Genomic DNA, 11,768 nt, shown 5'->3' with positions numbered 1-11,768 from the left:
ACCCGGCCCACCCCCGGAGGGTTCACGCCTCGAACGGTCGCGCCGGCCACGGCGCCTGGGCCGGGCGCAGTGCGTCCAGGCCGTCGCCGGCGCGTGCGGCGACCAGGGAGAGGACGCCCACGACGAGGCAGTTGTTGTGCAGTTCCCCGGCCAGCACGCCGCGGACGAGGTCCTCGACCGGCACCCGGTCGAGCTCCATGTCGGCCTCTTCCTCCGCGACCGCGAAGCGCTCGCCCTCGGCCTCGGACAGACCGCGGGCGAGGAAGATCCGGACGGCCTCGTCGCAGCCGCCGGGGGTGGTGTAGACGTCGGTCAGCACCCGCCAGTCCTCGGCCTTGACGTGCGCCTCCTCGTACAGCTCGCGCTGCGCGGCGTGCAGCGGGTTCTCGCCGGGGACGTCGAGCAGACCGGCCGGGATCTCCCACAGCTTGTGGCGCACGGGGTGGCGGTACTGGCGCAGGACCAGGACGCGGTCGGCCTCGTCGAGGGCGAGGACGGCCACGGAGCCGGGGTGGACCTGGTAGTCACGGCCGACCACGGTGCCGTCGGGCATGACCACGTCGTCGGTGCGGACGGAGGTCTTGTTGCCCACGAAGGGGGTGTCCGTCGCCCGGATCTCCCATTCCTCCGGGGTGTCCTTGATCGTCATGCCTGTCCTTCCACGTGCCCGGCACGACTCCGCGTGCCGGGCCCGACGTGCCGAAACGAAAACCGGGGTGCACACCCTTTGAAGGGATGCACCCCGGCCACCGTACAACTGGTGTGTTACTTCGAAGTCTTCCGTTCGACCGCGGCCTTGACGAGCCCGGCGAACAGCGGGTGCGGGCGCGTGGGGCGCGAGCGCAGCTCCGGGTGTGCCTGGGTGGCGACCAGGTACGGGTGGACCTCGCGCGGGTACTCGACGTACTCGACGAGTTTGCCGTCCGGGGAGGTGCCGGAGAACAGGATGCCCGCCCGCTTCTCCAGCTCGGCGCGGTAGGCGTTGTTCACCTCGTAGCGGTGCCGGTGGCGCTCCTCGACGTACTCCTTGCCGTCGTACACCTCGCGCACGATCGAGCCCTCGGCCAGCTTCGCCGGGTACATGCCGAGCCGCATGGTGCCGCCCATGTCGCCCTCACCGGCGACGATGTCGAGCTGCTCGGCCATCGTGGAGATGACCGGGTGGGCGGTGGCCGGGTCGAACTCGGTGGAGTTGGCGTCGCCGATGTCGGCCAGGTTGCGCGCGGCCTCGATCACGATGCACTGCAGGCCGAGGCAGAGGCCGAGCAGCGGGATCTTGTTCTCGCGGGCGTACTTGATCGCGCCGACCTTGCCGAGCACACCGCGGTCGCCGAAGCCGCCGGGGATGCAGATGCCGTCGACGTCGCCGAGCTGCTGGGCCGCGCCCGCCGGGGTCTTGCAGTCGTCGGAGGTGACCCACTTGATCTTGACGCGGGCGCGGTTGGCGAAGCCGCCGGCGCGCAGCGCCTCGGTGACCGACAGGTAGGCGTCGGGCAGGTCGATGTACTTGCCGACCAGGGCGAGGGTGATCTCGTGGTCGGGGTTGTGGACGCGGTCGAGCAGGTCGTCCCAGGTCGTCCAGTCCACGTCACGGAACGGCAGGTCCAGCTTGCGGACGACGTAGGCGTCCAGGCCCTCGCCGTGCACGGTCTTCGGGATGTCGTAGATCGAGCGGGCGTCGGGGCAGGCGACGACGGCGGCCTCGTCGACGTCGCACATCAGCGAGATCTTCCGCTTGATCGCGGTCGGGACCTCGCGGTCGCAGCGCAGCACGATCGCGTCCGGCTGGATACCGATGTTGCGCAGGGCCGCAACCGAGTGCTGGGTGGGCTTCGTCTTCAGCTCACCCGAGGGGCCGATGTACGGCAGGAGCGAGATATGGACGACGAAGACGTTGTCACGGCCGACCTCGTGCCGGACCTGGCGGACGGTCTCCAGGAACGGCAGCGACTCGATGTCGCCGACCGTGCCGCCGACCTCCGTGATCACGACGTCGACCTCGTCCGTCGCCATGCGGCGGATGCGGTGCTTGATCTCGTTCGTGATGTGCGGGATGACCTGCACGGTGTCGCCCAGGTACTCGCCGCGGCGCTCCTTGGCGATCACCGTGGAGTAGATCTGGCCGGTGGTGACGTTGGCGGAGCCGTCCAGGTCGCGGTCGAGGAAGCGCTCGTAGTGGCCGATGTCCAGGTCGGTCTCGGCGCCGTCGTTGGTGACGAACACCTCACCGTGCTGGAAGGGGTTCATCGTGCCCGGGTCGACGTTGAGGTACGGGTCGAGCTTCTGCATCACGACGCGCAGACCGCGGGCCTTGAGCAGCATGCCGAGGCTGGAGGCCGTCAGGCCCTTGCCGAGCGAGGAGGCGACACCCCCGGTGACGAAGATGTGCTTGGTCGTCGAATTACGAAATGCGGCGGGCGGCATGGCCAAGACGGGGCTCCCGTGGTCGCGGTCTGGGGGTGCGGTACGGCTGTCTGCCGGAGGTTTCCGGGGGGTTCGCCGTCGCTGCGGTTCGGGGGTTTGCTGCCCACCGGTCCACGGGCTACCAGCGTATCAGCGCCGCGGGGCGATGGCTTCCGGCCACGCTCCGCGCACGCGCCGACACGGAGACGGTCGCCCTCACCGGTCTCTCACCCGTTGCTCACTCGTTCGGCGTACTCGCCTTGCCTGGACGGGCACCCGGAACATCGGCGTGCGTCGTATCCTGCTCGGACACTCACTGCCGAGCCCGCCGGCCCAACGGCACCACCCACCGCCCGTAAGTACCGGAACAACGTGAGCTCGTCAGTTCGTTGAGCAACAATTGGCGCTTTGCATCACGGCTGAGTGACCTGTTTTGCTTCATCGCTCAACGACGCATTGCAAGACTTGCTGAAAAACCCCCTTGACCGCACTAGCGACAGCCCCCTTGCGGGGTGACGTGGCCGTTCGACTGGAGTTGCACGTGGCCGGGCGCATCGAAGACTACGCACTCATCGGAGACATGCAGACCGCTGCCCTGGTCTGCCGGGACGGCACGGTGGACTGGCTGTGCCTGCCCCGCTTCGACTCGCACGCCATCTTCGCCGGCCTGCTGGGCAACGAGGAGCACGGCTTCTGGCGGCTCGGGCCCGCGCACGCCTCCGACCAGCAGCCGCCCACCGCGGCCCGGCGCAGCTACCGCGGTGACTCGCTGATCCTGGAGTCCGAGTGGGACACCCAGCGGGGCACGGTCCGGGTGACCGATTTCATGCCCCCGCGTGACGGCGCCCCGCAGCTGATCCGGATCGTGGAGGGCGTCTCGGGCCGCGTGCCGATGCGCTCGGCGCTGCGGATGCGGTTCTCCTACGGCCGGGTGGTGCCGTGGGTGCACAAGCACGAGGGGCGCACGGTCGCCGTCGCGGGCCCGGACTCCGTGTGGTTCGACACATCCGCCGAGACGTACGGCAAGTCGCTGACGACCTACGCGGACTTCACGGTGGCGCCGGGTGACCGGATCGCTTTCACGATCTCCTGGCAGCCCTCGCACAAGGAGCCGCCGCCGCTGCCCGAGCCCGAGCAGTCGCTGGAGGCGACGGAGGACTTCTGGCGCGAGTGGGTCGACCACTGCACGTACCACGGCCCCTACCGGGAGGCCGTCGTCCGCTCGCTGATCACGCTGAAGGCCCTGACGTACGCCCCGACCGGCGGCATCGTCGCCGCGCCGACCACCTCCCTGCCGGAGGACATCGGTGGCGTCCGCAACTGGGACTACCGCTACACGTGGCTGCGCGACGCGGCGATCACCCTGTCCTCGCTGCTGCGCACCGGCTACCGCGAGGAGGCCCGCGCCTGGCGCGAGTGGCTGCTGCGGGCCGTGGCCGGCGACCCGGAGAACCTCCAGATCATGTACGGCATCGCCGGCGAGCGCGAGCTCGGCGAGGCGGAGCTGGACTGGCTGCCTGGCTACGAGAACTCCGGCCCGGTCCGGGTCGGCAACGGCGCCGCGCACCAGCTCCAGCTGGACGTCTACGGCGAGGTCACCGAAGCCCTGCACCTGGCCCACATGACGGGCCTCGCGCGCAACGACTACGCCTCGCTGCTCCAGCTGAAGCTGATCCGCTACCTGGAGGACCACTGGCAGGACCCGGACGAGGGCATCTGGGAGGTGCGCGGCCCGCGCCGCCACTTCGTGCACTCCAAGGTGATGGCCTGGGTCGCCGTCGACCGCACGATCAAGCTGATCGAGTCCGGTGACGCCGACGGCCCGCTGGAGCGGTGGAAGGAACTGCGCGACGACATCCACCGGGACGTGTGCGAGAAGGGCTACGACAAGGAACGCAACACCTTCACGCAGTCGTACGGCTCGAAGGAGCTGGACGCGTCGCTGCTGCTGATCCCGCAGATGGGCTTCCTGCCGCCGGACGACAAGCGCGTGATCGGCACCATCGAGGCGATCCAGCGGGAGCTGTCCACGCCGGACGGCTTCATCCTGCGCTACCCGACGCAGGGCGACAACGAGGGCGTCGACGGCCTGCCCGGCGACGAGGGCGCGTTCCTCGCCTGCTCGTTCTGGATGGCCGACGACCTGGCCATGATCGGCCGCGTGGACGAGGCCCGCAGGCTGTTCGAGAAGCTGCTGTCACTGCGCAACGACCTCGGCCTGCTGGCGGAGGAGTGGGACCCGCACCTCCAGCGCCAGGTCGGCAACTTCCCCCAGGCGTTCAGCCACGTGCCGCTCATCGACACGGCGCTGCGTCTGACGGCTTCGGGAGCGTACGGGGGCTGAGCGAGGCGGCCCTCGGGGGTGTCACTCCGGCCTGAGGGCCATGAGCGTCCGCTCCCCCGCCGGGTCGCCCGCCGTGGCCGGGACCAGCGCGATCTCGTCGAGGCCGGCCTCGGCGTAGGCGTCGATGCGGGCGCGGACAGTGCCGGCGTCGCCGACGAGGGCGACCGTGTTCGCCGCCTCGGGCGGCAGGGCCCGCAGCAGGGTGTCCGGGTCGGCTCCCTTGGCGGCCAGTTCGACGACCGCGGCGAGCCCCGCCTCGACGAACATGTCGCTGTAGCCCGGCACGGTGAGATAGCCGGCGACGCTGCGCAGGACCTGTGTGAGCGTCTCCGGCTCCGGGTCCACGGCGGCGGGCAGCCAGGCGGCCAGCCGCGGCGGCGTACGCCCGGCCCGCTCGGCGGCGGCGAGCATCCGGGCCCGCAGTGTCCGGACCTGCTCGGGGGAGACCATGTCGAGCAGCATCCGGTCGGCGTGCTCCACCGCCGTGGCGATCGCGCGCTCACCGAACGCCGCGACGGTGACCTCACCTCCGGGCGGCGGCAGCCGGCGCGGGAAGCCGCTGCCGGGGACGATCGGCTCGCCCGGCGCGCCGTGCATCAGCGCGCGCACGGCCGCCGCCGACTCCGCGAGGGCGGCGGCGGGCCGGGTCCGCGGCCGGCCGTGCACGCCCTCGACGACCCGCTTGCTGGACGTGCCCAGGGCCACGCCGACCGGCCGGCCGGTGACGGCCGCGGTGGACGCGGCGCCCCGGACGATGGTGAGCGGGTCGCGCACCGACACCGGCACGGGCCCGGCCGTCAGCGTCGCCCGCTCGGTGGCCGCGCCGATCGCCGTCGCCAGGACGAACGAGTCCCACGTCGGTCCCTCGCCCGCCCACACCTCCCGGTACCCGAGCCGGTCGGCGAGCATCGCCACCCGCAACGGCTCCTCGACCGGACTGTCGTCCTCCCGCCCCACCGCGACCACGCTGATGTCCATGACCGCGCCCGTACCCGGTTGTCTCCACCGCAATCCCGGGCTCCGTCGTCCGTGAGATGTCCGGGAGCCACCCGCGCGGGTAGCGTCCGCCACATGGACACCGGGACGGACAGCGGCTACGACACCCAGGGCGCCGGGATCACCGTGCAGCGGGCACTGGAGCTGCCGGGTCTGCGCAGCGGGCTGCCCGAGGTGCTGGCGGGCGCCGACCGGCTCGGGCGGACCGTGCGCTGGGTGCACGCCGGTGAGGTGCCGCATATCGCCTCGCTGCTCAAGGGCGGCGAGCTGCTGCTGACCACGGGCTACGGCCTCGGCACCCGCCCGGCCGAACAGCGGGCGTTCGTACGCACGCTGGCCGAGCGCGGCATCGCCGCCCTGGTCGTGGAACTCGGCCCGCGCTTCACGCGGCTGCCCGCCTCCCTCGTCGACACGGCCCGCTCGGCCGGACTGCCGCTCGTCCAGCTGCACCGCGAGGTGCCGTTCGTCACGGTCACGGAGGAGATCCACACCGAGATCGTCAACGGCCACTACGCGCTGCTCCAGCGGGCCGAGGAGGTGCACCGGCGGTGCACGGAGGCCCTGCTGGGCGGCGGCGGGGTGCCCCAAGTCCTGGGAATCCTGGCCGACTTCGGCGGCAACCCCGTCTTCCTGGAGACGGCGGACGGGCAGTTGCTGTACGCGGCCGGGGCCGGCCCCGAGGGCGCGGACCCGCTCCAGGTGTGGGAGGGGCTGCGCGGCCAGCACAAGGACGAGCCGCCGCTCGCGGGCTCGGTCCTGGTGGACGTGCCGGGCGGCGGGCCCGGCAGCGGGGGCGTCCGCGCCCGCATCGTCCTGCTTCCGGTGCGGACCCCCCTGGCGCCCGTGCACCGGATGGCGGCCGAGCGGGCCGCGGGCATCCTGGCCGTGGTGCTGATGCAGGCGCGGCAGGAGGAGGAGCTGGCGGCGCGCGGGCGCGGCGACTTCCTCACGGACCTCGCCGAGGGCCGGGTCACGGCTCAGGACGCCCCGGCGCAGGCGCGCGTGCTGGGCTTCCGGCCGGGCGACGGCCCGCTGCTGCCGGTCGTCATGCGGCTCGGGGACGCCCTGTCACCGGCCGGAGGCTGGGCCGTGCTGGCCCGGGCGGTGTCCGAGGAACTGGCCTCGGTGGGCGTGCCGGTGCTGCTCGGGGTACGGCCGGTCGAGGGCCGGGTGCTGGTCCTGCTGGGGCTGCGCTCGGAGCCGGAGCGGGCGACGGTCGCGGACCGGGTCGCGGCGGCGCTGCGGGCCGGTGTCGAGCGAGCGGGGATGCTGCGGCCGGGCGGGCCGCCGCCCGTGGTGGTCGTGGGGGTGGCCGGCGGCTGGACGGCTGCGGCCTCGGGCCTGCGGCACGCGGCCGAGACGGCCACGGCGGCCCAGGGCCTGCCCGGCCGGCCCTGGTACGACGCCCGGCGCCTGGACATCGACCTGCTGGTGTGGCGGCTGCGCGACCATCCGGACCTGGCCGCCTTCGTCGACCGGGCCCTCGGCCCGCTCCTGGAACACGACCGGCGCTCCCGGCCGCCGCTGCTGCCCACCCTGTCGACCTACCTCGCCCACGCGGGACGCAAGGCGGAGACGGCCCGGGACCTCCACCTCAACCGGCAGACCCTCTACAACCGCCTGGCACGCATCGGGGAGTTGCTGGGCACGGACCTCGACGACCCGCAGACGGTACTGGCCCTGAGCCTGGCCCTGCGGGCCCGCAGGCACGTCCCCTGAGGCCCCGGGCGCTCTAGGCGAGGGGCCGGAGCTGGGTCAACTCGTCGTACACGCTGAGGACTTGGGCGACCGTCTCGTCCTCGCTCGGCCAGGTCGCCGCCTGCCGGGCGCCCTTGGCCTTCAGCAGCTCCCGCCGCTCGGGGTCGCCGAGCAGGCGTACGACGGTGCCGGCGAGCGCCTCGGCGTCCCCGTGCGGGACGAGTTCGGCCGCGTCGCCGACGAGTTCGGGGATGCCGCCGACGTCGGTCGCGACGAGCGGTACGCGCGCGTGAAGGGCCTCCTGGGCGAGGACGGAGCGCGCCTCCTCCCATCGGCTCGGCAGCAGGGCGAGGTCGGCGGCGGCGAGCAGGTCGGTGATGTCGTCGCGCCGCCCGATGAGCCGGACGGGCAGCCCCTCGCCCTCGATCCGCTCCTGGAGTTCGCCCCGCAGCGGCCCCTCGCCCGCGATCACGACCAGGGGCACGGGATCGAGCCGGCGCCACGCGCGCGCGGCGTCCAGCAGCACGTCGTACCCGCGGTGCCGCTCCAGGGAGCCGACGGCCATCAGCAACGGCCGTCCGATGGCGCCGAGTTCGGCACGCACCTTGGGCCGCAGCCGGTCCGGGTCGTCGGGCTCCGCGGGCCTGCGGGGGCCGGGCAGGGCGACGGCCGCGAGCCGCGCGTCGCGCGCCCCGGTCCGCCGCGCCCGGTCCACGAGCACCGAGGTCGTCCCCAGCACCACGGTGGCCGCCTTCACGACCCGGCGCTCCAGGACCCGCAGCAGATGGGCGCGGGCCCCGTCGGCATGCGCCCGGTCGTGCCACGTCACGACGAACGGGGTCCGCACGCGCCGCCCGCTGAGAGCGAGCACGGTGCGGAACGAGGCGTGCAGCCCGTGCGCGTGCACCAGATCGGCGTCGGCGCAGGCCGCCCGCAGGGCCGCCACCGACACCGGGTCACTGCTGCGCGGCACATGCACATGGTCGGCCCCGACCCCGCTGAAGTCATAGGCGTGATCCGCCTCATAGGGAGCGCACACCGTGACTTTCACGCCCCTCGCGACGAGCCCCGCGGCCAGGGAGCGCACATGCGCACTGCTGGCCGCGTTGCCTCCGCCCAGCACCTGCACGGTGCGCAACGGCGACTGGCCATGCGGTGAGTGGCTGCTCACGGGGGTCACGTGGCCGGGCTCCTGGTTCGGGTCGGGCGGTCACCGCGCAGGATTCCCACGCGTACTCGCCAAGGATGCCAGGACATATGCGGGTTCCGGGAACGCCCGAGGCCCGGCGGCGCGACGGTGGGGCGCGGCATCGGGCGGATGCGCCGGGCCGAGTCACCCACACGAGTGAAGATCGGCTCTTCGCCCGACAGGCGCGACCGCCCTCCCCTACAGATCCGCCCGAGCCGTCGCCAGCAGCTCCTCCGCGTGCGCCCGGGCCGTCTCCGAGTCCTCCTGGCCGGCGAGCATCCGGGACAGCTCCCGGACCCGCTCCTCCCCTTCCAGCACCTTCACACCGGAACGGGTGACCGACCCGTCGTTCGTCTTCTCGACCAGCAACTGCCGGTCGGCGAAGGCGGCGACCTGCGGGAGATGGGTCACGACCACGACCTGCGCGGTCTTCGCCAGGCGCGCGAGCCGCCGCCCGATCTCGACCGCCGCCTTGCCACCGACACCGGCGTCGACCTCGTCGAAGAGATACGTCGGCACGGGATCCGTCCCCGCGAACACGACCTCCACGGCCAGCATCACGCGGGACAGCTCACCACCGGACGCGCCCTTGGCGATCGGCCGGGCCGGCGCACCCGGGTGCGGGGCCAGCAGCAGCTCGACCTCGTCGGCACCCGCGGGCCCGTACGCGACCGGACGGCCGCCGACCTCGACACCGTCGGGGTCCTCGGTCTGCCGGATGTCGAAGGACACACGCGCGTGCGGCATGGCCAGCGACGCCAGCTCGGCGGTCACCGCCGCGGCGAACCGCTCGGCGGCCTCCGTCCGCGCGTCCGTCAACGCCTGTGCCAGCCCGCCCAGTTCGGCCCGCAGCGCGTCCCGCTCGGCGGTCAGTTCCCCGATCCGCTCGTCATCGCCGTCGAGTTCGGTCAGCCGCGCGGCACTGCGCTCGGCCCAGGCCAGCACGGCGGCGACGTCCTCGCCGTACTTCCGCGTCAGCCCGGTCAGCGCGGCCCGCCGCTCCTCGACGGCCGCCAGCCGCAGCGGATCGGCGTCCAGATCGTCGGCGTACCCGGCCAGGTCCCCGGCCGCGTCGCGCAGCAGGATCCCGATCTCCCCGATCCGGTCGGCGAGCGCGGCCAGCGCCGGGTCGTGCGACCGTACGGCGTCCAGCGCCCGCTGCGCGCCCGCGACGAGCGTCCCGGCGTCGACGCCCTCCGGATCCTCCGGATTGCCCGCGAGCGCGGCGTGCGCGACCGCTGCGGCGGACGCCAGCGCCTCGGCGTGCCCGAGCCGCTCGGCCTCCTCGGCCAGCTCCACGTCCTCACCGGCACGCGGTTCGACGGCGGCGATCTCGTCGAGCCCGTAGCGCAGCATGTCGGCCTCCTGGGCCCGTTCACGCGCGCGCGTGGTGATCTCGTCGAGCTCGGCGGAGACGGCCCGCAGCCGCTTGTACGCCTCGCCGTACTTGGCCAGCGGCACGGCGACCGCGTCGCCCGCGTACCGGTCGAGCGCCTGCCGCTGCCGGGACAGCTTGAGCAGCCCCTGCTGGTCGGTCTGCCCGTGCACGGCCACCAGCTCGTCGGCGAGCTCGGCGAGCACTCCCACGGGCACACTGCGCCCGCCCAGGTGCGCCCGCGAGCGCCCCTCGGCGGAAACGGTACGGCTGATCAGCAGCGCCCCGTCGTCGAGCTCGGCCCCGGCCTCCTCGGCGCGTACGGCGGCCGTGGCGTCCTCGGCCACGGTGATCCGCCCCTCGACGACGGCCTTCCCGGCCCCGATCCGCACGAGCGCCGGGTCCGCGCGCCCGCCCAGCAGCAGCCCGAGGCTGGTGACCACCATGGTCTTGCCCGCACCCGTCTCACCGGTGACCGCGGTGAACCCGGGCGACAGCTCGACGACAGCGTCGTCGATCACGCCGAGCGACCGTATCCGCATCTCCTCCAACACGGACACGACCTTACGAGGTCCGAGCCAAGGATTGCGACTGGCCCGGTCTTGTCACCCACGAGAGTGGACCGGCCTCAAGGGGCGCGGGGAACTGCGCGAACAACCACAAACCACCCGAACCCGCCTGCGACGAGAAACCACCCCCCACAAACCGCTAGTGAGGAGCCCCCCGCCACCCGGATACAGGCAGCGCGAACTTGGCCACCAACCGGTCGGTGAAGGACGCATGGTGCAGCCGAGCAAGCCGCACCGGCACGGCCCCCCGCCGTACCTCCACCCTCGCGCCGGGCGGCAACTCCACCGTCCGCCGCCCGTCACACCACAGCACCCCCGGCGGAATGTGTGGCAGAACCTCCACAGCCAACACAGAATCCGGCGATGTCACCAACGGCTTCGCGAACAGCGCGTGCGCGGAGATCGGCACCATCAACAGCGCCTCGACCTCCGGCCACACCACCGGCCCACCCGCGGAGAACGCGTACGCGGTCGACCCCGTGGGCGTCGCGCACACGATCCCGTCACAGCCGAACCCCGTCACCGGCCGCCCGTCGATCTCCAGGACGACCTCCAGCATCCGCTCGGCGGACACCTTCTGCACGGCCGCCTCGTTCAGCGCCCAGTCCGTGTGCACGATGTCCCCGTTGCGGTGCACCACGACGTCGACGGTCATCCGCTCCTCGACCTCGTACGCCTTGCTCACCACCCGGTCGACGACCTTGTCGAGGTCGTCCCGCTCGGCCTCGGCGAGGAACCCGACGCGCCCGAGGTTGACGCCGAGCATCGGCACGCCCGACGCCCGCGCGAACTCGGCACCGCGCAGCAGTGTGCCGTCACCGCCCAGCACGATGAGCAGCTCGCACCCGTCGAGGCACTGCGGAGTGGCCTCCTTGACCAGCTCCACCTCGTCCGGCAGCGGCAGGTCACGCGCCTCGGCCTCCAGGACGCGCACGCCGAGACCGGAGCGCAGCAGCCCCTTCACCACGAGCTCGGCACTGCGCACGGCCGCGGGCCGCCCGGTGTGGGCGAGCAGGAAAACAGTACGAGCTCGGTTATCGGTCAACGGGGCCCCTCCGCCACTGCACGGTCGACATCGGCCGGGTCCAGTTCCGGTGCCCCGGCCCGCAGCCACAAAAAGTATTCGACATTCCCCGACGGCCCGGGCAGCGGACTGGCCGTCACGCCCTTCACCCCGAGCCCCAGCCCCCAGGC

Annotated in this window: 8 protein-coding genes and 1 pseudogene; 2 read left to right on the top strand and 7 right to left on the bottom strand. The window is 72.9% G+C overall.

Going from position 1 to position 11,768, the window contains the following annotated elements; all coding sequences use genetic code 11:
* Positions 1–22 precede the first annotated feature (22 nt).
* Entirely contained in the window at positions 23–649 is a 627-nt protein-coding gene (locus tag CA983_RS32040; RefSeq protein WP_010046035.1) for an NUDIX domain-containing protein, read from the bottom strand.
* 116 nt (positions 650–765) lie between these two features.
* Entirely contained in the window at positions 766–2,424 is a 1,659-nt protein-coding gene (locus CA983_RS32035) for a CTP synthase (RefSeq protein WP_086604300.1), read from the bottom strand.
* A gap of 520 nt (positions 2,425–2,944) precedes the next feature.
* Here CA983_RS32035 and CA983_RS32030 point away from each other — a divergent pair.
* On the top strand, positions 2,945–4,747 hold the full coding sequence (locus CA983_RS32030) for a glycoside hydrolase family 15 protein (protein WP_086604299.1): 1,803 nt from the start codon (positions 2,945–2,947) through the stop codon (positions 4,745–4,747).
* Between the two features lie 21 nt (positions 4,748–4,768).
* Here the strand turns inward: CA983_RS32030 and CA983_RS32025 are convergent, their stop codons facing one another.
* A complete protein-coding gene (locus CA983_RS32025; RefSeq protein ID WP_086604298.1) occupies positions 4,769–5,725 on the bottom strand; it encodes an LLM class F420-dependent oxidoreductase in 957 nt (318 codons plus the stop codon).
* A gap of 93 nt (positions 5,726–5,818) precedes the next feature.
* Here CA983_RS32025 and CA983_RS32020 point away from each other — a divergent pair, with 93 nt between their 5' ends.
* Positions 5,819–7,462: a PucR family transcriptional regulator gene (locus CA983_RS32020; protein ID WP_086604297.1), complete on the top strand. Its 1,644-nt coding sequence runs from the start codon at positions 5,819–5,821 to the stop codon at positions 7,460–7,462.
* A gap of 13 nt (positions 7,463–7,475) precedes the next feature.
* Here the strand turns inward: CA983_RS32020 and CA983_RS32015 are convergent, their stop codons facing one another.
* The 4 genes and pseudogenes from CA983_RS32015 to CA983_RS32000 form a co-directional block, all read right to left on the bottom strand.
* The gene (locus tag CA983_RS32015; protein ID WP_086604296.1) at positions 7,476–8,621 is read right to left on the bottom strand and encodes a glycosyltransferase family 4 protein; all 1,146 of its coding nucleotides are present in this window, start codon (positions 8,619–8,621) and stop codon (positions 7,476–7,478) included.
* 207 nt (positions 8,622–8,828) lie between these two features.
* Positions 8,829–10,547, bottom strand: coding sequence for a DNA repair protein RecN (gene recN, locus CA983_RS32010; protein WP_086604295.1), 1,719 nt, complete (start codon positions 10,545–10,547; stop codon positions 8,829–8,831).
* 166 nt (positions 10,548–10,713) lie between these two features.
* Positions 10,714–11,619, bottom strand: a complete 906-nt coding sequence (locus tag CA983_RS32005; RefSeq protein ID WP_086604294.1) for an NAD kinase — start codon at positions 11,617–11,619, stop codon at positions 10,714–10,716.
* Positions 11,616–11,768: pseudogene (locus tag CA983_RS32000) on the bottom strand (16S/23S rRNA (cytidine-2'-O)-methyltransferase); the annotation flags it as partial. The pseudogene CA983_RS32000 and the gene CA983_RS32005, both read right to left, overlap by 4 nt.

This window comes from Streptomyces swartbergensis, assembly GCF_002148965.1.
GTDB classification, from domain to species: Bacteria; Actinomycetota; Actinomycetes; order Streptomycetales; family Streptomycetaceae; genus Streptomyces; species Streptomyces swartbergensis.
The sequence above is the reverse complement of the archived record's forward strand: the minus strand, read 5'-3'. Positions and strand labels throughout refer to the sequence as shown.

Coding starts and splice junctions, on each gene's coding strand:
- CA983_RS32040 (WP_010046035.1), bottom strand. CDS start 649: ATGACGATCAAGGACACCCCGGAGGAATGGGAGATCCGGGCGACGGAC.
- CA983_RS32025 (WP_086604298.1), bottom strand. CDS start 5,725: ATGGACATCAGCGTGGTCGCGGTGGGGCGGGAGGACGACAGTCCGGTC.
- CA983_RS32020 (WP_086604297.1), top strand. CDS start 5,819: ATGGACACCGGGACGGACAGCGGCTACGACACCCAGGGCGCCGGGATC.
- CA983_RS32035 (WP_086604300.1), bottom strand. CDS start 2,424: ATGCCGCCCGCCGCATTTCGTAATTCGACGACCAAGCACATCTTCGTC.
- recN (WP_086604295.1), bottom strand. CDS start 10,547: ATGCGGATACGGTCGCTCGGCGTGATCGACGACGCTGTCGTCGAGCTG.